Genomic DNA, 22,193 nt, shown 5'->3' with positions numbered 1-22,193 from the left:
CGCAATCGCGCAGAGGGTCTGCGAATTGAGCGGACGCGCGTGAGCGGTGCGTCGTTGAATGTCAGGCGGCGGGAGGTCGGCAAAGCAGCGAACGCGGCGAACGTAGCGAACGTAGCGAACGTAGCAAACGCGGCGAACGCAGCGAACGTAGCAAAAGTGGCAAACGTGGCAAACGTGGCAAACGTAGCGAACGCGGCGCACACGGCGCACACGGCGCACACGGCGAACACGGCGAACACGGCGAACACGGCGAACACGGCGAACACGGCGAACACGGCGAACACGGCGAACACGGCGAACACGGCGAACACGGCGATGTGGCGAACCCAGCGAACGTGGTGAACGTGGTGAACGCGACGACTGTGGGAATGCAGCGACCGCCACGAACGGCCCGAACGCCCCCCAGCACGAACGAAGCCGTAGCAATTCGCTTATCTCTATCATTTGACCCGTCACTGGCGACGGCTTCGTTGCTATGCTTGGGGACCGCTGTCATCAGAACGGCGATCAGTTCAATATAAATGGAGTGAGTCCCCATGAAAGCATCCCGTCGTACGTTTTTGATTTCCAGTATCGGCGTTGCGTCGTCGCTCGCGCTTTCCCGTCAGGCGTTCGCCGAAGCGCCGAAGGTCGCCGAAAGCGATCCGACCGCGCAGGCGCTCGGGTACAAGGAAGACGCCAGCAAGGTAGACAAGGCGAAGTTCGCGAAGTACGCGCCGGGCCAGGACTGCGGCAACTGCAGCTTCTATCAGGGCAAGGCGAGCGATCCATACGCGCCGTGCCCGATGTTCGCCGGCAAGCAGGTGGCCGCGAAGGGTTGGTGCAGCGCATATAACAAGAAGGCCTGAGCGCACATTCATCGCGCCGCATTTGGGTCTTGAGTGAAGTGCGCTGCAACATCGCAGCGCACATGTCAGCAGCAGAGGTGGAGGCGCGTGCCGATGCGCGCGGCGCGCGCCTTCTTTCGCACGGTTTGCGGCTTGAAAACGGCCGGCGTGCTCTTTACACTCCAAGGCGATTTGCCGCGGCTCGCGTTAGTTCTGGCGAGTTCGTCACGGCACCGGCAGGAACCGTCACAAGACACTTTCCGGAGGCTCGAGATTCGCATGTCGCCAGCGTCGAGAAGCCTCAACACCCGCGCCGTCGTGGCGGCGGTCATTGGCAACGCGCTCGAGTGGTATGACTTAACCGTGTTCGGCTTGCTGACGGTGGTCATCGCGCAACTGTTCTTTCCCGCCGGCAGTGACCACACCTCTTTGCTGCTCGCCACGGCGAGTTTCGGCGTCGCTTTCGTGATGCGGCCGGTGGGCGGCATCGTCCTTGGACTTTATGCGGATCGCGCTGGACGCAAGGCCGCGCTCGTCGTCGTCATCGCGCTGATGACGCTCGGCATTCTGCTGCTCGCCATTGCGCCGCCGTATTCGGCAATCGGCATTGGCGCGCCGTTGATGATCGTACTCGGCCGCCTGCTGCAAGGTTTCTCCGCCGGCGGCGAGTTCGGCAGTTCAACGGCGCTGCTGATCGAAGCGGCGCCATTCTCGAGGCGCGGCTTCTACGGCAGCTGGCAGATGGCGAGCCAGTCGGCCGCGTTGCTGTTCGGTTCGCTGGTGGGCGCGGGGATCACACATGGCTTGAGTCCGGAAGCGCTGAAGTCGTGGGGCTGGCGCGTGCCGTTCGTTATCGGTCTGCTGATCGGGCCGCTCGGCGTCTACATTCGCCGGCATCTGGCGGACTCCGAAGTGTTTCTCCTCGCGCAGAAAACGGCGCGGCGCGCAACCTTGCGCGAGCTCTTCAGCGGCCACAGTCGCGACGTGCTGTGCGGGCTTGGCTGCGTCATCGCGCTCACGGTGACGCTCTATGTGCTGATCAGCTATCTGCCGACGTTCGCGGTCACGCAACTGAAGCTGCCCTACGCGCAGTCGTTCTACGCGGTGATCGCAGGCAACCTGCTGCTGATGGTGCTCTCGCCGTTGACGGGCGCGTGGTCGGACAGGATAGGGCGAAAGTGGCTTTCGCTGTGGTCGCTGGTGCTCACGCTCGCGATCATCTACCCGCTGTGCGCATGGCTCGCGGCGGCGCCCAGCGTATCCAAGCTGGTTGCCGTGCAGGCGCTTCTTTCCATTACGTTGTCCGGCTATTACGGACCGTTCGGCGCGATGATCGCCGAGCTGTTCCCGGCGCATGTGCGCTCAACGGGTCTGTCGCTGGCCTACAACCTTGCGGTGATGATGTTCGGCGGCTTCGGACCTTTCGTCGTCACGTGGCTCACCGAGGTCACTGGTTCGCCACTCGCCCCCACTTATTACGTAATGGCGGGACTGGCTGCGTCGATCGCGGCGGTGGCGTGCATGCCCGGCCAGCGTCATGTGGATCTGGATGCGCGGCGCAAGCCGGCTTGAGCGGCTCACAATCCTGGCTCGCAAGCACGCGCTGGCAATCGTAGCTCGCCTTTGTGGCTGGCCTTTGTGACCCGCAATGCAATGCGCGCCGTGCTTGGGCAACGCAGAGCTACGGGCGCCTTCGGTCACAACGCAGATGCACGCCGCGCCTCAGTCACGCGAAGTGTTAGCTGCGCGTTTCCGAAGGAATGCACGCCGCGTCTTCACGACGCAATGCACTTTGGCTGGGGCAACGAAATGCACTGGGCCCGCGGCAATGCAATGGGCAATAGGCAATACGCAATACGCAATACGCAATACGCAATACGCAACGGGCAATAGGCAACGGGCAATGGGCCCCACGCCTCGCGCCTCACGCCGCCGCAACGCATGCCCCCCAGGCGCCTCCCCACTCGGCACTTTTCCCCGCCCCCTAGCTGCGCGCGTTGATCAGCGGCGGCCGCCTGTCGAACCACGGCCGCGCCGCTTCGAGTTGCGCGGCGAGGCGCAGCAGTGTCGCTTCGCCGCCTTCGCGCGCGGCGAACTGCACGCCGACGGGAAGTCCGCGCGCATTCCAGTAGAGCGGCACCGACATCGCCGGCTGGCCACTCAGATTGAACAGCTCCGTGCAACCTGCCCACGAGAAGGCCTTGTCCGCCGCCTCGGCGAGCAGCTTTTTGAGCAGCGGTTCGAGCGGCATTGCGCTGACCGCGCGCATCTGCATCCGCTCGGCGGGCGTTGGCTGCATCTCGCCGATCTTGATGGGCGCGCCGGCGAGCGTCGCGCACAGAATCACGTCGTAGCGGCTCAACAGGTCGGTCAGACGCGCGGTGATGCGGCGCTGTTCTTCGAGCGCAGCGGGCAAGCCTCGCTCGCCGAGCTTGCGGCCGACGTGCGCCATCGCCCATGTCGAAATTTCGAACTCGTCGCGCAGCGGCTTGCGCCCGGTAATGCGCTCGGCGTTCAGCACGAGGTCTTCCGCGGTGACGGACCACAGCGTGAGAAACGCATGCCTGACCGACGCGAAATCGATGCCGAGCGAAATCGGCTCGATATTGTGGCCAAGCGAGCGGGCGAGTTGCGCGGCGTCTTCGAGTGCGGCGCGCGCGTCGGCGGAAAGCGACGCGGCGAGCATCGGCTCGGTGACGTAGGCAATGCTGAGCGGTTTGCACGGCTCCCTGCTTGCGGCGAGAAACGTCCCGGGCGCGCCGAGCGGACGGTCCGCGTTGCCTGCCAGCAGGTCCAGCAGCAACGCGCTGTCGCGCACGCTGCGCGACACGGCGTGATCGACGCCGAGCTCTCCGGCCACGACCGCGGCAGGCATGCGCGGCACGCGCCCGCGCGACGGCTTGAGCCCGAAGAGGCCGCAGCACGATGCGGGAATGCGGATCGAGCCGCCGCCGTCCGATGCATGCGCAAGGGGCACGATGCCGGCAGCGACCGCCGCCGCCGCGCCGCCGCTGGAGCCGCCCGGCGTATGGTCGAGGTTCCACGGATTGCGGCACGCGCCAAATAGTTCGGGCTCCGTATAAGGCATCTGGCCGAGCTCCGAGGTGCTCGTCTTGCCGAAGATGTTCAGCCCCGCCGCTTTGGCCAGCGCGACGACCGGCGCGTCGTCGGCGGGAATGAAGTGACGGTAGTGACGGCTGCCCATTGTCATGCGCAGACCGGCGACCGCTGCGCCGAGATCCTTTATCAGGTAGGGCACGCCGGCAAGCGCCGTCTGCGCCGTTTCCATGCCACCGGCATCCTGGCCATGCGCGCCATGCGCGGCGTTCACGCCGTTCGCCATGTTCGCGTCGAAACGCGACGCGCGTTCGCGGGCCGCGTCATAGTCCTTCAGCACGATCGCGTTGATCGCGGGATTGACCGCCTCCGCGCGCGAGATTGCCGTGTCGAGCAACTCGCGCGCGCTGACTTCGCGAGTTCGCACGAGTTCGGCAAGGGCGAAGGCGTCGTAGGCGAGATAGTCTGAGAGCACGAAAGGAGCCTCGCTGTCGGATATTGAATTCGGGTTGTCGACACACGCGAACGGCGGGTCGACGGGATAGCCGCGGCGCGATTATCGACCCGCGTGCGTCGCGCGCATAAAACGATAGGGCGCGCTCATCACGCCGGCACAACTGCCGCGCGATTATCGAACCGCGTGCGTTGCGCGCACAAAACAATACGGCGCGCCAGCGACGCGCCGTATTGCACAGCGTACCTGAACTGGGCGCGGCAGCGACGAGCTGCGCCCAACGCACGGTTTAGAGCCGTTCGCCGAGGAACGTCAGCGTGCGGCCATGCGCGAGCGCGGCGGCGCGTTGGTTGTACGACGCGCGGTCCGAACAGTTGAAGCCGTGATCGGCGTTCGGATAAATGTGGAACTCGGTATCGGTGCGGCCGGCGAAGCGTTCCTGAATCTGGCCGACAGCCGACAGCGGAATGTGCGTGTCCAGTTCGCCGTAATGGAACTGCATCGGCACCTTGACCTTGGCGGCTTCGTCGAGCCGGTTCTGGATGCCGCCGCCGTAGTAGGCGACTGCAGCATCGACGCTGCCGCGCGCCGCGCTCAGGTACGCAAGCAATCCGCCATAGCAGAAGCCGATTGCAGCAAGCTTGCCCGTGACTTCGGGCATGGCGCGCAACGCGGCGGCAGCCGCGCCGATGTCCTCCGCGGCCTGGTTCGCGTCGAGCTTCTGCATCAGTTCGACGCCCTTCGCGCGGTCGGCGCCTTCATACGTCAGCTCGACGCGCGGCTGCACGCGCCAGAACACGTCCGGTGCGAGTGCCACGTAGCCGTCCTGCGCATATTGATCCGCGACCGAGCGGATATGGCTGTTCACGCCGAAAATTTCCTGAATGATGATGACGGCGGGCCCCTTGCCGCCCTTGGGCACGGCCAGATATCCGCCGAAGGTGTCGTTGCCGGCAGGAATGTCGATCCATCGTGAAGTGATGCTCATGGTGTTCTCCATAGTCGCGCGCGACCGGCGAATCCGGTCTGCGAATCGGGTCAAAGTGAATGCCAGAGGCTCGAATGCCTGAAGCGGGCGGTCAGTTTGCCACCAAAAGATTGCTGGTGCAGGCAGGGCGCCCAAAGCGGTGGCGGCGGATTGCAAGCGAGGGGCGGTGCGGCGCGCCCGGGCAATCTCGTCGGGGGATCGAAACGTTCTCGATAATTCATTTTTCCGTTGCGCGTCGGGTCGGTAGAGTCCAACGTAGTGTTCGCCGGTATGGCGAGCGGATTGCGCGAAGGAGAATCCATCATGACTGAAGGCAAGTTTGTGACGCCGTTTGCCGAGCGTTTTGCGCTGCGGGTACCGGTCGTGCAGGCGCCGATGGCGGGCGCCACGACGCCCGAACTGGTTGCCGCCGTGTCCAATAGCGGCGGACTCGGCACGTTGGCGGGCGCGGCGCTCTCGCCGGAGAAAATTGCGAGCGACGTCGCGGCGATTCGCGCGCTGACCGATCGTCCCTTCGGCGTCAATCTGTTCGTATTGGAACCCGCGGCGCCCGACGACACCACCGTGCGCCGCGCGCTCGAAGCGATCGATCCGGTGCGCGCCGACCTCGGTTTGCCGCCGGGCCGGCCGCTGGAACGCTATGCGCCGGACTTCCGCGCGCAACTGCAGGCGCTGATCGAAACGCGCGTGCCGGTAGTGAGCTTCACCTTCGGGCTACTGTCGCGCGAGGACGTCGCACGGCTGCATGCGAACGGTCAATACGTAATCGGCACGGCGACGCATGTCGCCGAAGGCGTCGCGTGGCGCGACGCGGGCGCTGATGCGATCGCCGCACAAGGCTCGGAGGCGGGCGCGCATCGCGGCACTTTCCTCGGGTCGTTCGAAGACGCGCTGGTGGGTACGATGGCGCTCGTGCCGCAACTCGTCGACGCAACGGGGCTCCCGGTGCTCGCCGCGGGCGGCATCATGGACGGACGCGGTATCGTCGCCGCGCTCGCACTCGGCGCGCAAGCCGCCGCGATGGGCACGGCGTTTCTCACGTCGCGCGAAAGCGCGATACCGCAGGCATGGAAAGAGCGGCTGCGCTCCATATCGGACACCTCCACTTCGGTCACGCGCGCGATCACAGGCCGCCATGCCCGAGGCATACGCAATCCGTTGATGCAGCGTCTGAGCGAAGCACCGCAGAAGATCGCGCCGTATCCCGTGCAAAACGCCTTGACGCAGGAGTTGCGGCAGACCGCCGGCCGCGCGCAGAACGGCGACTATCTGTCGCTGTGGTCGGGACAGGGCGCGCCGCTCGGTCGTGCGCGCCGCGAGGATTTCGGCGCGGCCGAATTGATGGCGCAGCTCGAAGAGGAGTGGCGCGCGGCAAGCGCGCGCATCGCCGCCTTCAAACCCTGAGCGGCAACGAGTCAGGCGCGCGCCGGCCCCGCTTGCGGCGCGCGTCGTTTTAACGAAATTCAGGCTGCACGAGACGATTGCCGCCCTGCGCGAAACGTTATTCGAAACCGCATTCGAAGCGTCATCCAAATCCTCATTCAAACCGTTAACGGTGGGTTCGCCAAAAGCTTTAGTGGTTATGCCCGCGCATAACCCACATAGCGCAAACCCGCATGGGCCGGTGCTTTGCAGGCCGCGCGCCAGGCCCGAACCGGGCCCCGCTGGATAAACGCTATTAGTGTTGATCCCACTTCCTCAAAAAAGTCCCACAAATTAATTTGATGGCCTACACTTGCGCGCAAGTACGGTTTGCCGCCTGTCACAAACAGTCCGGCAAACGTGCTGCCAAGTGCATGAACGATGCAACCGGCGTGGTCGTCCACGGGACTGAGCGACACGTGTTGGGGAAGCGGGGGCACAGGGCGATTACGTTGTTTTTGGGACCGAAACTGGAGACTTACATGAACATCAAGATTCAAAAGCTGTTGCCGATCAGCGCTGCGGCGATGCTGTTCGCAACGTTGGCAACAACGGCCGCAGCGGACACGGTCGTCAAGATCGGTCACGTTGCACCGCTGACTGGCGGTATCGCTCACCTGGGGAAAGACAACGAAAACGGCGCGCGCCTCGCCGTTGAAGAAATCAACGCGAAGGGCCTGACGATCGGCGGCCAGAAGGTCACGCTGCAACTCGACGCACAGGACGACGCAGCCGACCCGCGTACTGCAACGCAGGTCGCACAGAAGCTGGTCGACGACAAGGTCGTCGCAGTGGTCGGCCACCTGAACTCGGGCACCTCGATCCCGGCTTCGAAGATCTATAGCGATGCGGGCATCGTGCAGATCTCGCCGTCGGCAACCAACCCGGCCTACACGCAGCAAGGTTTCAAGACGACGTACCGCGTCGTTGCAACCGATGCGCAGCAAGGTCCGGCACTGGCTAACTACGCAGCCAAGGGTCTGAAAGTGAAGAGCGTCGCGATCGTCGACGACTCCACCGCTTATGGCCAGGGTCTCGCGAACGAGTTCGAAAAGACGGCGAAGTCGCTGGGTCTGAACGTGATGTCGCATGACGCGACGAACGACAAGGCTGTCGACTTCCGCGCGATTCTGACCAAGATCAAGGGCGAAAACCCGGACGCGATCATGTACGGCGGCATGGACGCTACCGGCGGCCCGTTCGCGAAGCAAGCCAAGCAGCTCGGCCTGCGCGCCAAGGTGCTGGCAGGCGACGGTGTGTGTACCGACAAGCTGTCCGACCTGGCTGGCGACGCAACCGACAACATCGTCTGCTCGGAAGCCGGCATGGCGCTCGAAAAGATGGAAGGCGGCTCGGCGTTCCAGGCGAAGTACCAGAAGCGTTTCGGCCAGCCGATCCAGATCTACGCTCCGTTCACGTATGACGCGGTGTACATCATCGTCGACGCAATGAAGCGCGCTGGCTCCACCGATCCGGCGAAGATCCTCGCAGCCATGCCGAACACCGACTACAAGGGTGTGATCGGCCAGACGAGCTTCGACTCGAAGGGCGATCTGAAGCACGGCGTGATCTCGCTGTACAACTACAAGTCGGGCAAGAAGACGCTGCTCGACGTGGTGAAGATGTAATACGCATGTGCGCGGGCAGCGTTGCGCTGTCCGTGGCGGCATGATTGGAAGGCACGCAGACCTTGGGTCGCGTGCCTTTTTTCTTTGGCGGATGCTATTGGGTTGGGCGTGCGTGAGCCGTGCGCTCAGCGTGCGTTGGCGGTGCGTTGGCCGTACCGGTTGCGGCTGTTGTGACGGTCAGAGCGTTGTGACGGTCTGGGCGTTGTGACGCGCAATCGTTTGCGGTTCTTTGATTGCGACTGAATTGCGGGCGCATGGAATACGTTCGCGGCGTTCACGGTTCGCCCGCTTTCGAGTGGACTGCATGCGTCGCGTCTGGAATTTCTGCTGCGTGGCGGCGCGAGGGAGGTCGCTAGATCTTCAGGCGTTGCAGCACCTTCGGACCGACGATCGCGATCACTGCGCAGCACACCGCGACCACGGACAGCCCAATCGACAGATTGGTCACCTGCGCGACTGCGCCGATCACCACCGGCCCGAACAGCAGCCCGAAGTACGCAAGCCCCGCGACGTGTGCGAGCCCTTCGGCCGCGTGGACTCCCTTCACGCTGGCGGCAGCGGCGAACAGCACCGGCATCATGTTGGCAAGGCCGAGGCCCATCAGCGTGAAGCCGATCAGCGCCGCGACCGGCGTTGGCAGCAACAGCGCGCCGATCATCCCGACAAGGGCAAGCGTCGCGCTTCCCATCACCAGTTGCGGAGCGCCGAAGCGGGCGCGCACCGCGTCGCCGGCAAAGCGCGCGACGGCCATGCCGCCCGAGAATGCGGCATAGGCGGCGCTCGCTGACGCCGGTGTGGCAAGGACGACGTCGCGCATATAGACAGTCGCCCAGTCGTACATGGCGCCTTCCGCGATCAGCGCGACGAGCGCCACGGTGCCGAGCGCCCACAGCGCAGGGGAACGCCAACGGCTCGTGCGCGGCGTAGCCAAGTCCGGATGTTCGTCGTGCGGCACATGCGGCAGCACCGACGGGCAGGCCGCGATCAGCACGAGTGCACTGACGGCCGACGCCAACGCCAGATGCACGGCCGGCGCCATGCCATGCGCGAGCAACGCGCCGCCGACCGCGGCGCCCACCATCCCACCTACGCTAAACATGCCATGCAACGACGACATGATCGGTTTGCGCAGCGCCTTTTCGACGGCGCTCGCTTCGGCGTTCATCGCGACGTCGAGCGTGGCCATGCCCGCGCCAAACATGGCCAGCACGATCAGGAGCAGCCAGTAGAAAGGCACCACGAGGATCAGCGCGACACAGAGCGCCATCACGAGGCCGCCGGTGAGACAGGCGCGCCGCGTGCCGACGCGCGCAATCCAGGACGCATTGGCCGCCATCGCGCCAATCGAACCACCGGCGACCGCAAGAAGCGCAAGCGACAGCATGGCGGGGCTGAGGTGGAAGCGGTCACGCACCGTAGGCACGTGCACGCCCCACGACCCGTACACCATGCCGGCAATGAAGAACAGCGCCATCGTCGCAATGCGCGCTCGTTGACGCGCGGTGTCGGACAGGTTCCGGTGGGCGGCGGGAATGGTGGTGAAATCGGTGGAGCGATCGGACACGGAAGTCTCGTGAAGGGGATGGATGCGAAAGAAAGCGCACTGAAAGCGAATTTCCGATTCTAACGAAGCACGGTGTCTTATGCTTGAAGCCACGGAATCGCGAGTTTCGCGCGCGCCGGGCGCGGTTTGCGCGCCCTTCGGCGCGTCGGCCCGCGAATCCGGGCGGGACGCACGCCGCATGCCTGACGTCACCCCGGTCGCCGTAGCGGTCGTATCGGCCACCGGCGTCGGCAAGCGTTCGCTCAAGCGGTTATTCAAAGCGTTTATTCATCGAGGACGGCACTTGAACATTCCTGCGCAAGCACCCTTGAATCTGTTGCATACCGCCGCGGTCGGCACGCTCGCGACGCATGCGCGCCAGCCGGAGGGCTTTCCTTATCCGTCCGTGCTGCCGTTCGCGCCTGACCACGCACACCGGCCGACCATCCTCGTGAGCCGGCTCGCCGAGCATACGCATAATCTGCATGCGGACCCGCGGGCCGGCTTCCTGGTCGTCGACGCGCCCGACGGCGATGTGCTCAACGGTCAGCGCGCCACACTGCTGGGCCGTTTCGAACCTGTCGATCCGGCGCCCGGGCTTATCGCGCGGTATCTGCGCTATCACCCGGACGCGGAACGCTATCTCGTGCTCGGCGACTTCACGTTCTGGGCGATGAAGCTCGACCGCCTGCGTTATATCGGCGGCTTCGGGGCAATGGGATGGCTGGGCGGCGACGAGCTGGACGCGCTTGCGCCACTCGAGCAGCATGACGAAGACGCGCTCATCGGCGAATTTGCAGACGCGCTGCTGAGTGCCACCGGCTACCAACTGATTGGCGTCGACCGGTATGGGCTGGATTTGCGGCAAAGCGGTCTGCGCAAACGTTTCGCATTTGAAAGCGGGAAGCCCGATATAGAAACCTTGCATGTGGCGCTAGAAGATTGCATTCGACGGCAAGGCGGGTAGCTATTTACGACCTATTCGGGAAAACCTTATCGCCGAAAACGGCGCGGGGTCGTGACACAATATGTTACGACGTTTCCTGTTGAAGCTTTCATGAAATGAAATGTTTTCTTGCGCGATCTGTCTTAATTTTCATGCGCTGATAATTAATCACCCATATTTACCGGCTCGTGCGCGTTTTCCTTGCAAAATGCGGAGCCAGCTAAATGAAAGCCGGGCGCGCGACAGTGCCGCGCACCGAAAGTTTTTGAAATGAATACGTATTAGTTTCTGTCGGCGCGTTTGTGGTCTTTCTATTTTGTGTTAATCTCCCGTTCAATTCCGAGGCATGAGCACCTTCAAAGGGCAAGCCGGCTCCAGACTGGCAGTCGTTAATCCAAACCACAAGGGAACCTATGTCTTCCTACAAGGAACTACTCGCGCAGCGAGAGAAGCTGGAAAAGCAGATCGAAGAGGCGAAGTCGCGTGAATATGCGGAAGTGCTGAACGAAATCAAACAGAAAATGGCCGACTACGGCATTTCGCTGAGCGAACTCGGCGGCGGTCGTGCGCCCAAGGGCTCCAAGGCTGCCCGGCCGCGTGCCGGCGTCGCGCCTAAATATCGCGACCCGGAAAGCGGCAGCACATGGTCGGGCCGCGGCAAACCGCCGCGGTGGATTGCCGGTATGGACCGCGATAAGTTTCTGATTCAGAAGTAAGCAGAACAGAGGCTTACTCGCGCACTTGCGCGAGATTAATCGTTGGTAATGCGTGTGGCACTAAACGTAATGCGAATAGGGGCCATGGCTGTACGCGCCGGGCCCTCCCGCTAAGGCCGCGTGTTGTTCCCGACGCGGCTTTTTCGTTGCGCCTTTCGACGCGTTATATCCGCGGCGTGTCGCGGCTGCGCACCGTTCGAATGCGAATGCTTTTCGTTTTCATAAGCGATTGATTTCAAACGCTGTTTTTGGCATTGCGCGCTCGTTCCAAGGGCCGGGCGGGTAGAATGTAGGAATTCATCGCCTACTTCCTGCTCCAATGCCTTCCGCCGCCGTCGAATCCGCTGAAAAACACCGCGTCGCGCGCAAAAGCACGTTTGTCAGTATTGTGCTGAATGCGGTATTGATGGCGTTGCAAATCGCCGTCGGCGTGTTCGCGCACTCTCAGGCATTGGTCGCCGACGGTATCCATTCTCTCGCCGACCTGATTTCCGATTTTGTCGTGCTGTTTGCCAATCGGCATAGCGGCGCAAAGCCGGACGCAGATCACAACTACGGCCATAGCCGCTATGAAACAGTCGCGTCGCTGTTCCTCGGCGCGCTGCTGATCGCGGTCGGCTTCGGCATGTTGTGGCGTGCCGGCACGCGCCTCGCCGATCTCGACAACATTCCCGCCGTCCACCTTAGCGCGCTCGTCGTCGCTGTGCTGGTGCTCGTCTCGAAAGAGGGGCTGTTTCGCTACATGCTGCGCGAAGCGCAACGCGTGCGTTCGGCCATGCTGATTGCCAATGCGTGGCATGCGCGTTCCGACGCGGCGTCGTCGCTTGTGGTGGCGCTCGGTATTCTCGGCAGTCTGGCCGGCGTGCGGTTGCTCGATCCCATCGCGGCGGCAATCGTCGGCTTCATGGTGGCGCGCATGGGCTGGATGTTCGGATGGGACGCGCTGCAGGATCTTTCCGACCGCGCGCTGGACGAAGCCGCCACCGCGGACATGCGCGCGCTGCTCCTGTCGACCCCCGGCGTGCGCGACGTCCACGAAATGCGCACACGCAAAATGGGCGATTTCGCACTGGTCGATGCGCATATCCTGGTCGATCCGCTGATTTCGGTGTCGGAAGGGCACTACATTGCCGAGACGGCGCGGCTTCGTGTGCTGAACGACAGCCGCGTGCTGGACGCGCTGATCCACGTCGATCCCGAGAACGATGCGGTTGCACACCCGCCTGTCGGCCTGCCGCCGCGCGAGCGGATCGTCGCGGACGTGAATGCAGCGCTCGCGGCAGGCGGCGCGAAGGCTGCGGCAGTGAACATTCATTATCTGAGCACCGGGCTCGATGTCGACGTGGTGTTGCCGGCGCAGACTTCGCGCGGTCCGGGCAGCGGTGACGGGCAAGGGATGGAGCGCATCGATCTGGCCGCGCTCAAGCGGCGCATCGGCGCGCGCAGGCTGCAGCTGCTACGCGAGGTGAGCACGCCTGCGACGCAAAGCGGGTCGTCTACGGAAGGCGGTGCGGCAAGCGATCGTCGCGATGAGCGCGCGACGCCGCATAGTGCTGCTTGAGGCGCTGCATGAGCCTAAGGCGGCATAGGGCTGGGCGCGCCTACGTCTTTATGGCGAGCACATGCCCGCGGAGCCAGACGGCCGACGCGCGGATGCTGACTGGGTCAGAAGGAGATGGCCGCCAGATCGCAGCCACGTCGAGGTGAGATTGCAGCGAGATCGCGGTGAGGTCGCGGTAAAAGCACATAGATAGCTCCGCGCGATCTCAGCGCGAGCACTCAAGATTGCTGCCAGCAGCACGCCGCTCTTCCAAACGCCGCTGATCAAACCGACCGCCGACCACAGCTAACTCCCCGCTCCCGTTCCCGCCTCAAAGCGGCAACTGCGTATCGAACTTGATTTCGCGCAGCACAACGCTCGTGCGCACCTGCGCGACGGCCGGAATCTTGAAGATGCGTTCATGCAAGAACGTGTCATACGCCTTGATGTCCGGCGCAACGATCTTGAGGATGTAGTCCGACTCGCCGGTCGTGCTGTAGCACTCGGTGACTTCGGGGCAGGTGGCGATCTCCCGCTCGAACTGCTCGACGCCACCTTCCGTATGGCGCGTGAGGTGAATATGCGCGAGCGCGCAAACGTGCAGCCCCAGCTTTTCGCGATCCAGCAGCGCGGTGTAGCGCTGAATCACGCCCGATTGCTCCATGTCCTTGATGCGCCGCCAGCAGGGCGTACTCGACAGGCCGACCTGATCGGATATTTCTTGCACCGAACGGCGTGCATCCAGCTGCAGAAGGCGCAGGATTTTTTGAGAGAACGTATCGAGTGTCAACTGCGCCTCCGTTTGCGTCGCCGTATCACCGCATGGTAGAGGGCTCGAAAACGAAACGCAATGAAAAACGCCTCCAACGAGGGAGATTACCTAATTTGCCCGGACGTCAGCGGGTTTTTGTCCTGAGGCGTCCCCTTCTTGGCTGGCGGCAGCGCCGGCCGCCTGCAGCGCGCGCAGATCCTTCAGCATGTTGCAAAAAAGCGCGCCTTGCTCGATGGCGTCGTCGAGCGCGACGTGGGTGTGCGGATGCTCGTCGAACCAGTGTTTCGGAAAGCGCGGTTTGATGTTCTTGCGATACGGCAGGCCGGTCATCGCGAAGGCGAGCGTCTTGATGTCGAGCGCAGACCACGAAAACGGGCAACGTCCGACAAAGCGCATCATGTACCAGAACATATAAGTGAAGTCGAAGCCGGCCGGCATGGCCACGAACACCGGCTTGCCCGGCAGCGCCTCGACCCAGTCGACATAGGCCGCAAGCGCCGCCTCCGGACGCTGCAAGTCGGTGCGGCACGCCGCCCATGCCTCCGGCTGAGTCTTCCACCATGCTTCCTGCACCGGGTGCGGCGCGGCGCCCTCGAGCAGTTCCAGGTTGGCGGAGAAGGTGCCGATCAACTGCTTGTCTTCCGTGTAGGCGGCGGAGGCGAAACTCAGCATCGAATGCGGGCCGGGAATCGGCCCGTCCGCTTCGACGTCGGTACTGACGTAGATTTCGCTGCTCATGCGACCACTCCATCGGCGACGTAGGGATTGCTGCGCCGCTCGGCGCCGAACGTGGAGGCGGGGCCGTGGCCGGGCACGAACGTAACGTCGTCGCCGAGCGGCCAGAGCTTTTCGCGGATCGACCGGATGAGGTCCGCATGATTGCCGCGCGGAAAGTCCGTGCGGCCGATCGAGCCGGCGAACAGCACGTCGCCGACCAGCGCGAGCCGATGCGCGCGGCTGAAAAACACCACATGGCCTGGCGTGTGGCCGGGGCAGTGATAGACCTCGAGCGTTTCCTCGCCGAACTGCACCGTGTCGCCCGTGTCGAGCCAGCGGTCGGGCTCGAACGCCTCTGCTGCCGGAAAGCCGAAGCGCGTGCTTTGATCCGGCAACTTGTCGAGCCAGAAGCGCTCGTCTGCATGCGGACCCTCGATAGGGACGCCGTAGTGCACAGCCAGCGTCTTTGCGCCCGCGCAGTGGTCGATATGACCGTGCGTCAGGAACACTTTTTCGACGCTCACTTTCTGGCGTGCGATCTCGCCCTGGATCACTTCCAGGTCGCCGCCCGGATCGACGACGGCCGCGCGACCGGTCGACTCGCAAACGAGCAGCGAGCAGTTCTGCTGGAACGGCGTAACGGGAATCAAGGTGACTTTCATGGATGAGGGCGGCGCGAGGAAAACGTTGATTGTACCGGCGTCTCAAGCGCGCGCGCCGGGGCTCCTCGCAGGCCAGCACGTGTTGGGCCGACCTGAATTTGTCTGCCGATTTTTGCAGCAATGGTGAAGATTCATCAAAGTTTTCAGTCCCTTAGCAACACAGAATTCTGTTTTGGGTATAATGGACCCCATGCACGAGGAATCGTGCTGCCACAAGGCGGTGCGTGCCCATCAAAAATGGGAGCGCGGATCGCCACTCAAGTAAGGGCTGTCGCGGTATGACGGCCATCAGGTATCGATGCATTCGATGCACACGTCTTGCCCAGCCAGGCGCCGCGCGCCTGCTACGACGCTAACCGTCGTGACGCTGGGTGGGGCCTACGCCGCCGTTCCTGCGCGCTGAGTTTCGCGCGCAAGAACGTGTTTGCCACGTTCGATGGCGGCATGTGGGGTCTGGTCAGGCTGCCGGGGACAGGTTGCGCCAGACGTGAAAATTAACCGTGCGGTAGCAGCTGAGTGAGCTGCGTCCGGGCTTTGACGTACTGCGCTCGTCTGCGCGGCGCGTTGCCGTCCCTTGCCGCCGGAGTAGCAGCACGCTCAACAACGCGTGATGCGGCTCGACAATGTGATTGCACGTCTATGAAAACTCGGTTATCCCGTGGTCTGGGGACTCTTTTTGCCTTTTTTGTGCTGGCCGGTTGTGCGACGCCCCCGGGCGCCGACAACAGCGTCGCAAACGCTGTGCCGCTTCGCACGAACAACGCCCAGGCCGCTTCCTTCGGACCGCAAGCCTACGGCAGCGCGCCGGCCTCCGACGCCGCTGTCAAGGGCCCTTCGCTGGCCGACGCGAAGCCGCTCACGGATGACGGCTCCGACGTGTCGGACTTCCATCAGACCGGCCGCGCTTCCTGGTACGGCCGGGGTTTCCATGGCCGCCGCACCGCGAATGGCGAACGTTACGACATGCACGCGATGACCGCGGCGCACCGCACGCTGCCGCTCGGCTCCTACGTGCGTGTGACGAATCCGGCCACGTCGCGCTCGGTGGTCGTAAGAATCAACGACCGTGGCCCGTATGCGCGCGGCCGCGTGATCGACCTGTCGATGGCGGCGGCGAACATGCTCGAGATGCGTCACGCAGGCACCGCTCGCGTGAAGATTGAAGGACTGACGCAGGAAGAAGCGCGCGCCGCGCGTGAAGAAATGCTCGCGTCCACCTCCGGATCGACCGCACAGAAGTAAGTGTGACGGGGCTCGCAGCGCCGCCGCGTGAGACAGGGACAACAAGGCACGCGCGCGAGTTGCGCCACCGCCTGTTGTGAAGTAAAGAAGGGCCGCTCATGGGTTTGAGCGGCCCTTCTTGTTTTGTGCGGCTGTGCGGCTGCCCGGCGGTGCGACCGTGCTGCTGCGTAATTGCGCTTGCCGGGCTGCCGCTTTCAGCCTCAGTCCTCGTCCTTCTTGAGTGCGAGCGCACGCGTGTACAGCGCGTTACGCGACGTGCCCGTGATCGCGGCCGCGACCTTTGCCGCGCTGCTCACCGTCAATTCTTCCAGCAGGATGGTGAGCAACGCGTCGTGATCGTGTTCGCCGGCCGCTTCCTGCTGCGCGCCTTCCACCACCAGCACGAACTCACCGCGTTGCCGGTTGGAATCGGCGGCGAGCCACGTTGGCCCTTCGGCCAGGGTGCCGCAATGCAAGGCTTCGTGTAACTTCGTCAGTTCTCGCGCGATCAGCAGCCTGCGCTCGCCACCCAATGTATCGGCCAACGCCTGCACCGTTTCTACGATGCGGTGCGGCGCCTCATAGAACACCATGGCGTGCGGATGACCAGCCAGCGTTTGCAGCGTGGCGGCACGCGCCTTGGGTTTGGGCGGAAGAAAGCCGAGAAACGAGAACGTCGCGACCCAATCGCCGGCTGCGCTCAGCGCGGTTGCGAGCGCGCTCGCGCCTGGGAGCGGAATGACGGCAAGTCCTGCGTCGCGCACGGCATCGACGAGTTTTGCGCCCGGGTCCGAAATGCCCGGCGTGCCCGCGTCCGACACATAGGCCACGCGCTCGCCGGCCTGCAGATGTTCGACGATGCGTTGCGCGGCGGCTCGCTCGTTGTGCTGATGGACCGCGATCAGCGGCTTGGAAATGCCATAGCGCGCGAGCAACTGACCGGTGTTGCGGGTGTCCTCGGCGGCGATGCGATCCACGAGTCCCAGCACATGCAGCGCACGCAGCGTGATGTCTGCGACATTGCCGATCGGCGTGGCCACCACATACAGCGCGGCGGCGGGGTACTGCTGTCCTTGCGCGAGTTCGAAGAGAGGAGTCATGAGGCAGAAAACGCAAACGGACGGAACGAGGCCGTCATTGTGCCACGCAGGGCGAGGCGCTCCGGGCGGTGTGCCAGTTGAGAACGCAGCTCCCGCGAAGCCTGCGCGGGGCCCCAGGCCGCGTGCCTCTTTGCCCGACAACTTTTCAGGGCAAGCGGAGTCCAAACACGTCGGCGCGGCTTTCGAGCTACGCGCGCAGGAATTTTTGCAGCGCCAGCGCTTGCGTCTGGTTGCACGTAACGTGTCGTGCCGCGGCGGTGAGATCGATCTGATCATGCGCGAGCGCGACGGTGCATTGGTTTTCGTCGAAGTGCGTGCGCGCGCGCAGCGCAAGTATGGCGGCGCGGCGGCCAGCATCGGGTGGCAGAAGCGGCAGCGGATCGTGCGCGCCGCGCAGCATTACCTTGCTACGCAGATTTCGCGCGCAGGGCCGCAGCCCGCTTGCCGCTTCGACGTGATTGCCTTCGAAGCGGGGCGGCTCGTGTGGTTGCGCGACGCTTTCCGTGCCGACGAAGTCTGATGCAATGCGCGGAGAACGCGTGTTAGTGCGATAAACTTGCGCTCGCGTGCGAGCTACGGGGCGGCGGACAACAGTCGGCGCGAGAGTGCGGCGGCACTATACGGCAGCGTATGTCGCGAGGTGTTTGTGTCCGGCTTCACGTAACGCGTTGCATGCAACGTTCGCCGCGCGCAGCAAGGCGGGCCGCACAACGTCATTAACACGACTTCACAACACGGCCGCGCAGTGCGGCCCTCTCGCGGTAGAAGATAGAGACTCGATGTCAGTCGAACGCATTCAACAACACTTCCGCGACAGCGCGGCAGTCAAACTCGAAGCCCTGGAAGCCTTGTCGATGCCGATCGCCGCAGCGATCGACACGATGTTCGCTGCGCTTGCCAACGGCAATCGCATTCTTGCTTGCGGCAACGGCGGGTCGGCGGCCGACGCGCAACACTTCGCCGCCGAACTGATCGGCCGCTTCGAACGCGAGCGGCCGGGCTTGCCGGCCGTCGCGCTCAGCACCGACACGTCCGTGCTAACCGCGATCGCCAACGATTATTCGTTCGAGCAGATTTTCTCGAAGCAAGTGTGGGCGCTCGGGCAGCCCGGCGACGTGTTGCTCGCGATCAGCACGTCGGGCAACTCGGCCAATGTGCTTGCCGCAATAGAAGCCGCGCACGAGCGCGAGATGATCGTCGTCGCGCTGAGCGGCAAGGGCGGCGGACGCATGCAGGAAGTGTTGAGCGACACCGACATTCACATATGCGTGCCGTCCGATCGCACCGCGCGTATCCAGGAAGTGCATTTGCTGACCATCCATTGTCTGTGCGACGGCATAGATGCCATGTTGCTGGGCGAAGACTGAGATTGATCCGAAGGAGAGCTAGTTGATGAGCGTATTCCGCGTCAAGAAGACACTGGTGAGAACCGTGCTGGTGGTTGGGTTCGCGGCGGGATTGTCCGCGACGTTGCAGGGTTGCTTTCTCGCCGTTGCGGGCGCGGCAGGCGGCAGCGCGCTGGTGGCGACCGACCGGCGCACACTCGGCGCGCAGACCGAAGACCGCGAGATTCAAGTGAAGGCGCTCTCGCAGATCAGCCAGAACCTGCCCGACTCCGCACACGTGAACGTGACGGTGTTCAATCGCCGCGTGCTGCTGACCGGCGAAGTCGCCGGCGACGCTTCCAAGCAGCGCGCCGAGAGCATTGTGCGCGGCTTGAACAACGTGAACACGATTGTGAACGAACTGACGATCATGCCGGCGAGCTCGTTCTCGTCGCGCACGAACGACACGTATCTCGAGACGCGCGTGAAAACCGCGCTGATCGCCGAGAAGGACATTTCGGCGAACGACTTCAAGGTGGTCGCCGAGCGCGGTTCGGTGTACTTGATGGGCCTCGTCACAATGGACGAAGGCAACCGCGGTGCGGACGTGGCGAGCCGCGTGCCGGGCGTCACGCAGGTCGTGAAGGTGTTCCAGTACATCCAGCCGCAGGAAGCCGCGGCGGCCGCCGCCGCTGCGGCCACGGCGCCGGTGGCGGCATCGCAGCCCGAGGCGAGCGCCGCGACGGTGGGGACGATTCCCGATTCGTCGGTGAGCGCGCGGCCGCTTGAACAGCAGGCGCCGGCGCCGGTCACGAATTCGAACGCGGTGCATCCGGGCAATCCGAAGGCTGCGCAATGAAGCGTGCGTTGGCGGGTGTTCTCATGGGGTTGACGGTGGGGGCGGCGGCGGGCCTGTTCGGCCCTGCAGCGTTTGCCGCCGATGCGCCGAGCGGTCAGCGCATTGCTGCGGCCAATGCATGCATGGGCTGTCATGCGGTGGATCGCAAACTGGTTGGTCCGTCGTTCCAGCAGATTGCTGCGCGCTATAAGGGCGACGCGGCGGCGCCGGCCAAACTGGCGCGCAAGGTGAAGGACGGCGGTTCGGGCGTGTGGGGCATGATTCCCATGCCCGCGCATCAGTCGATGAGCGATGCGGATGTTCGCGCGGTGGTCGATTGGGTGCTGGCGGGGGACCCGTCGAAGTGAAGGTGGGCGGGGGGATTTGTCGCGGGTTCTGGCTTGGCGAAAGTGGAAATGGCTGTGCTAGAATTGGTCGAACGATGGGGGGGTAGCTCAGCTGGGAGAGCGTCGCGTTCGCAATGCGAAGGTCGGGAGTTCGATCCTCCTCCTCTCCACCAATCGGATCCAAAGGCAGCACATCAGCTTCGAAAAACCCCGGCAGCTTCACCACTGCCGGGTTTTTTTCTTTGAAAAAAATCCGCGCGCCCCATTCACCGCGGCAAATAAATCAAAACTTATCCCACCCATCATCCGCGTCGGCAACCGCGACCGGCAGTGGGTCAACTTTCCCAGCTAACCGCTTCATCCCCGACACCCGCACGGCCGCAGGTGCACCCGCGTGCGCAGCCGCACCCGCACCCTCATCCCGAGCGCCACGCGCCGCAGAACCCGCAAAACCCCCACCCACCCCCTCCCCCACCCGAAAAAACCCCACAGTCTCACTCAACTGCTGCCCCTGCTCCTCCATCGACCGCGAAGCCGCCGCCGCCTGTTCCACCAGCGCCGCGTTCTGCTGCGTAACGTTGTCCATCTGCGTGATGGCGAGGTTCACCTGCTCGATGCCGCGGCTCTGTTCGCTCGAGGCCGCCGCGATCTCCGACATGATGTCCGTGACCCGAGCCACCGCGTGCGTGACTTCGGTCATCGTCCTGCCCGCTTCGCCCGCGAGCGACGAGCCGTCGCGAATCCTGTCCACCGAGCTCGCGATCAGCTCCTTGATCTCCTTCGCCGCGCTCGACGAGCGTTGCGCGAGGCTGCGCACTTCGCTTGCGACCACCGCGAAGCCGCGTCCCTGTTCGCCGGCGCGCGCGGCTTCCACGGCTGCGTTCAGCGCAAGAATGTTGGTCTGGAATGCGATCCCTTCGATGATCCCGGTGATATCCGCGATCTTCGTCGAACTGTCGCTGATCTCCTGCATCGTGCTAACCACCTGGCCCACCACCGTGCTGCCTTTTTGCGCAACAGACGAAGCGTTCGCAGCGAGCATGCTGCCTTGCTGTGCGTTGTCCGCATTCTGCTTCACCGTCGACGTGAGTTGCTCCATGCTCGACGCCGTCTCCTGCAGCGAGGCCGCCTGTTGCTCCGTGCGCTGGCTCAGGTCCATATTGCCGGCAGCAATCTCGCGAGCCGCACCGGCAATGCTGGTGCTCGTGTCGCGCACGCGCCCGACAATCGTCGTCAGACGCTCGTTCATCTCGCGCAGCGCGCCAAGCAGCTTGCTGGTTTCATCCTTGCCGTCGATGGTGATGCGCGTGCGCAGGTCGCCTTCCGCCACGGTCCGCGCAACGTCTATCGCAACGCTCAGCGGTCCGCTCACCGCGCGCGTGATCACGACACACGCAGCCACCGCAAGCGCCACCGCGAACAGCGAAATCGCAATCAGCAGATTGCGCCGGTTCTCGTAATGCGTCGCATAGTCGGTGATGGTCTCTTCCTGCCGCGTATGCGCGTAGTCCGCATACGCGTCCGTCGCGCGTATCAGTGCCGCGAGTAAAGGGCGGCACTGATCGTCCATTTTGACGATGGCCTCGTCGCGCTTGTTGGCGAGCGCCAGATTCACGATATCGGTCGCGACGGGCCCATAAGCGGCCTCCACGCGATCAATCTCCGCCACCAGGCTGCGCGCCTTGTCGGTCGCGCCCGGGTCCTTGATCATCTCGTTCAGCTTCTTGAGATTCGTTGCGACGTCTTCATGGGCGCGCATGACCTGCGCTTTTTCTATCTCGAGGTCCTCGGGTTTCACCACGAGTACGAGGTTGCGCGCCGCTATCGCGCGGCGATCCACGGCGGTCCGCACCTGCACGACCATGTCAGCGCGCGCGTTGATGCCGCGCACGAAGTTGGTGAAGCCGTCGGTGGAATCGGCGAGCGACTTCAGCGAGAGTCCGGCAACCGCAACGACGATCACGGACAGCATGCCAAAGCCGGCTATCAGCCTCGCTTTGATAGAGAATCGGTTCAGGGCGGCCATCTATATGTTTTCTCCAGGAACGAAGCGATGCTTCGCAATTGACTCTCAGGTCCGTAAATGGGAG

General features: G+C 63.8%; 21 protein-coding genes and 1 tRNA gene. 13 read left to right on the top strand and 9 right to left on the bottom strand.

Annotation, left to right across the window (positions count from 1 at the left end; translation table 11 throughout):
- Nucleotides 1–311: hypothetical protein (locus F757_RS36550; protein WP_051376755.1), on the bottom strand; the 311-nt coding region annotated here is incomplete at its 3' end.
- Between the two features lie 225 nt (nucleotides 312–536).
- Between F757_RS36550 and F757_RS0112325 the strand changes: the two genes are divergently transcribed.
- Together F757_RS0112325 and F757_RS0112320 are read left to right on the top strand one after the other, a co-directional pair.
- Nucleotides 537–848 carry a high-potential iron-sulfur protein gene (locus tag F757_RS0112325; RefSeq protein ID WP_025598000.1) on the top strand — a complete coding sequence of 104 codons (312 nt, stop codon included), beginning with the start codon at nucleotides 537–539 and terminating at the stop codon, nucleotides 846–848.
- A gap of 258 nt (nucleotides 849–1,106) precedes the next feature.
- Nucleotides 1,107–2,399 (top strand): MFS transporter, encoded by a 1,293-nt coding sequence (locus F757_RS0112320; RefSeq protein ID WP_027211656.1) that lies wholly within the window; start codon nucleotides 1,107–1,109, stop codon nucleotides 2,397–2,399.
- 412 nt (nucleotides 2,400–2,811) lie between these two features.
- On the opposite strand, the gene F757_RS0112315 is transcribed toward F757_RS0112320, so the two are convergent.
- Together F757_RS0112315 and F757_RS0112310 are read right to left on the bottom strand one after the other, a co-directional pair.
- Nucleotides 2,812–4,359, bottom strand: a complete 1,548-nt coding sequence (locus tag F757_RS0112315) for an amidase (RefSeq protein WP_027211655.1) — start codon at nucleotides 4,357–4,359, stop codon at nucleotides 2,812–2,814.
- 268 nt (nucleotides 4,360–4,627) lie between these two features.
- On the bottom strand, nucleotides 4,628–5,326 hold the full coding sequence (locus tag F757_RS0112310) for a dienelactone hydrolase family protein (RefSeq protein WP_027211654.1): 699 nt from the start codon (nucleotides 5,324–5,326) through the stop codon (nucleotides 4,628–4,630).
- Between the two features lie 303 nt (nucleotides 5,327–5,629).
- Between F757_RS0112310 and F757_RS0112305 the strand changes: the two genes are divergently transcribed.
- Entirely contained in the window at nucleotides 5,630–6,730 is a 1,101-nt protein-coding gene (locus F757_RS0112305) for an NAD(P)H-dependent flavin oxidoreductase (RefSeq protein ID WP_027211653.1), read from the top strand.
- A 500-nt stretch (nucleotides 6,731–7,230) separates the two neighbouring features.
- Nucleotides 7,231–8,376: a branched-chain amino acid ABC transporter substrate-binding protein gene (locus tag F757_RS0112300; RefSeq protein ID WP_025597995.1), complete on the top strand. Its 1,146-nt coding sequence runs from the start codon at nucleotides 7,231–7,233 to the stop codon at nucleotides 8,374–8,376.
- 352 nt (nucleotides 8,377–8,728) lie between these two features.
- Here F757_RS0112300 and F757_RS0112295 read toward each other — a convergent pair whose 3' ends face one another.
- Nucleotides 8,729–9,940, bottom strand: coding sequence for an MFS transporter (locus F757_RS0112295; protein ID WP_027211652.1), 1,212 nt, complete (start codon nucleotides 9,938–9,940; stop codon nucleotides 8,729–8,731).
- Between the two features lie 283 nt (nucleotides 9,941–10,223).
- Between F757_RS0112295 and F757_RS0112290 the strand changes: the two genes are divergently transcribed.
- From F757_RS0112290 to F757_RS0112280, 3 genes are all read left to right on the top strand, one after another.
- Nucleotides 10,224–10,886 (top strand): HugZ family pyridoxamine 5'-phosphate oxidase, encoded by a 663-nt coding sequence (locus F757_RS0112290; RefSeq protein WP_027211651.1) that lies wholly within the window; start codon nucleotides 10,224–10,226, stop codon nucleotides 10,884–10,886.
- A gap of 392 nt (nucleotides 10,887–11,278) precedes the next feature.
- Complete coding sequence (locus F757_RS0112285; protein WP_027211650.1) at nucleotides 11,279–11,581, top strand: H-NS histone family protein; 303 nt, start codon at nucleotides 11,279–11,281, stop codon at nucleotides 11,579–11,581.
- Nucleotides 11,582–11,900: 319 nt separating this feature from the next.
- On the top strand, nucleotides 11,901–13,142 hold the full coding sequence (locus tag F757_RS0112280; protein WP_027211649.1) for a cation diffusion facilitator family transporter: 1,242 nt from the start codon (nucleotides 11,901–11,903) through the stop codon (nucleotides 13,140–13,142).
- Nucleotides 13,143–13,452: 310 nt separating this feature from the next.
- On the opposite strand, the gene F757_RS0112275 is transcribed toward F757_RS0112280, so the two are convergent.
- From F757_RS0112275 to F757_RS0112265, 3 genes are all read right to left on the bottom strand, one after another.
- Nucleotides 13,453–13,911, bottom strand: a complete 459-nt coding sequence (locus F757_RS0112275; protein WP_006050474.1) for an Lrp/AsnC family transcriptional regulator — start codon at nucleotides 13,909–13,911, stop codon at nucleotides 13,453–13,455.
- A gap of 90 nt (nucleotides 13,912–14,001) precedes the next feature.
- Nucleotides 14,002–14,631, bottom strand: a complete 630-nt coding sequence (locus F757_RS0112270) for an exonuclease (RefSeq protein WP_027211648.1) — start codon at nucleotides 14,629–14,631, stop codon at nucleotides 14,002–14,004.
- On the bottom strand, nucleotides 14,628–15,272 hold the full coding sequence (locus F757_RS0112265; RefSeq protein WP_027211647.1) for an MBL fold metallo-hydrolase: 645 nt from the start codon (nucleotides 15,270–15,272) through the stop codon (nucleotides 14,628–14,630). Before F757_RS0112265 ends, F757_RS0112270 begins: the two co-directional genes overlap by 4 nt.
- 639 nt (nucleotides 15,273–15,911) lie before the next feature.
- Here F757_RS0112265 and F757_RS36830 point away from each other — a divergent pair.
- The gene (locus F757_RS36830; RefSeq protein ID WP_027211646.1) at nucleotides 15,912–16,514 is read left to right on the top strand and encodes a septal ring lytic transglycosylase RlpA family protein; all 603 of its coding nucleotides are present in this window, start codon (nucleotides 15,912–15,914) and stop codon (nucleotides 16,512–16,514) included.
- 200 nt (nucleotides 16,515–16,714) lie between these two features.
- Here F757_RS36830 and rsmI read toward each other — a convergent pair whose 3' ends face one another.
- Nucleotides 16,715–17,593 carry a 16S rRNA (cytidine(1402)-2'-O)-methyltransferase gene (rsmI, locus tag F757_RS0112255; RefSeq protein WP_027211645.1) on the bottom strand — a complete coding sequence of 293 codons (879 nt, stop codon included), beginning with the start codon at nucleotides 17,591–17,593 and terminating at the stop codon, nucleotides 16,715–16,717.
- Nucleotides 17,594–17,630: 37 nt separating this feature from the next.
- Here rsmI and F757_RS0112250 point away from each other — a divergent pair, with 37 nt between their 5' ends.
- From F757_RS0112250 to F757_RS0112230, 5 genes are all read left to right on the top strand, one after another.
- The gene (locus F757_RS0112250; RefSeq protein ID WP_027211644.1) at nucleotides 17,631–18,113 is read left to right on the top strand and encodes a YraN family protein; all 483 of its coding nucleotides are present in this window, start codon (nucleotides 17,631–17,633) and stop codon (nucleotides 18,111–18,113) included.
- 259 nt (nucleotides 18,114–18,372) lie between these two features.
- Nucleotides 18,373–18,960, top strand: a complete 588-nt coding sequence (locus tag F757_RS0112245; protein WP_013337801.1) for a phosphoheptose isomerase — start codon at nucleotides 18,373–18,375, stop codon at nucleotides 18,958–18,960.
- 25 nt (nucleotides 18,961–18,985) lie between these two features.
- Nucleotides 18,986–19,777: a BON domain-containing protein gene (locus F757_RS0112240; protein ID WP_027211643.1), complete on the top strand. Its 792-nt coding sequence runs from the start codon at nucleotides 18,986–18,988 to the stop codon at nucleotides 19,775–19,777.
- Nucleotides 19,774–20,124, top strand: coding sequence for a c-type cytochrome (locus tag F757_RS0112235; RefSeq protein ID WP_027211642.1), 351 nt, complete (start codon nucleotides 19,774–19,776; stop codon nucleotides 20,122–20,124). The genes F757_RS0112240 and F757_RS0112235 overlap by 4 nt, the downstream gene beginning before the upstream one ends.
- 76 nt (nucleotides 20,125–20,200) lie before the next feature.
- A tRNA-Ala gene (locus F757_RS0112230) sits at nucleotides 20,201–20,276 on the top strand.
- Between the two features lie 110 nt (nucleotides 20,277–20,386).
- Here the strand turns inward: F757_RS0112230 and F757_RS0112225 are convergent.
- Complete coding sequence (locus tag F757_RS0112225) at nucleotides 20,387–22,129, bottom strand: methyl-accepting chemotaxis protein (RefSeq protein WP_027211641.1); 1,743 nt, start codon at nucleotides 22,127–22,129, stop codon at nucleotides 20,387–20,389.
- Between the last annotated feature and the right edge of the window lie 64 nt (nucleotides 22,130–22,193).

Origin of the sequence: Burkholderia sp. WSM2232 (assembly GCF_000472545.1) — a bacterium.
GTDB lineage: Bacteria > Pseudomonadota > Gammaproteobacteria > Burkholderiales > Burkholderiaceae > Paraburkholderia.
This window is presented reverse-complemented; position numbering and strand designations above follow the sequence as displayed.

Bases quoted from the DNA above. Each gene is read 5' to 3' on its own strand.
- F757_RS36830 (WP_027211646.1), top strand. From the start codon at position 15,912: ATGAAAACTCGGTTATCCCGTGGTCTGGGGACTCTTTTTGCCTTTTTT.
- F757_RS0112235 (WP_027211642.1), top strand. From the start codon at position 19,774: ATGAAGCGTGCGTTGGCGGGTGTTCTCATGGGGTTGACGGTGGGGGCG.
- F757_RS0112325 (WP_025598000.1), top strand. From the start codon at position 537: ATGAAAGCATCCCGTCGTACGTTTTTGATTTCCAGTATCGGCGTTGCG.
- F757_RS0112245 (WP_013337801.1), top strand. From the start codon at position 18,373: ATGTCAGTCGAACGCATTCAACAACACTTCCGCGACAGCGCGGCAGTC.
- F757_RS0112240 (WP_027211643.1), top strand. From the start codon at position 18,986: ATGAGCGTATTCCGCGTCAAGAAGACACTGGTGAGAACCGTGCTGGTG.
- rsmI (WP_027211645.1), bottom strand. From the start codon at position 17,593: ATGACTCCTCTCTTCGAACTCGCGCAAGGACAGCAGTACCCCGCCGCC.
- F757_RS0112280 (WP_027211649.1), top strand. From the start codon at position 11,901: ATGCCTTCCGCCGCCGTCGAATCCGCTGAAAAACACCGCGTCGCGCGC.
- F757_RS0112265 (WP_027211647.1), bottom strand. From the start codon at position 15,272: ATGAAAGTCACCTTGATTCCCGTTACGCCGTTCCAGCAGAACTGCTCG.
- F757_RS0112270 (WP_027211648.1), bottom strand. From the start codon at position 14,631: ATGAGCAGCGAAATCTACGTCAGTACCGACGTCGAAGCGGACGGGCCG.
- F757_RS0112300 (WP_025597995.1), top strand. From the start codon at position 7,231: ATGAACATCAAGATTCAAAAGCTGTTGCCGATCAGCGCTGCGGCGATG.
- F757_RS0112305 (WP_027211653.1), top strand. From the start codon at position 5,630: ATGACTGAAGGCAAGTTTGTGACGCCGTTTGCCGAGCGTTTTGCGCTG.
- F757_RS0112310 (WP_027211654.1), bottom strand. From the start codon at position 5,326: ATGAGCATCACTTCACGATGGATCGACATTCCTGCCGGCAACGACACC.
- F757_RS0112320 (WP_027211656.1), top strand. From the start codon at position 1,107: ATGTCGCCAGCGTCGAGAAGCCTCAACACCCGCGCCGTCGTGGCGGCG.
- F757_RS0112225 (WP_027211641.1), bottom strand. From the start codon at position 22,129: ATGGCCGCCCTGAACCGATTCTCTATCAAAGCGAGGCTGATAGCCGGC.
- F757_RS0112285 (WP_027211650.1), top strand. From the start codon at position 11,279: ATGTCTTCCTACAAGGAACTACTCGCGCAGCGAGAGAAGCTGGAAAAG.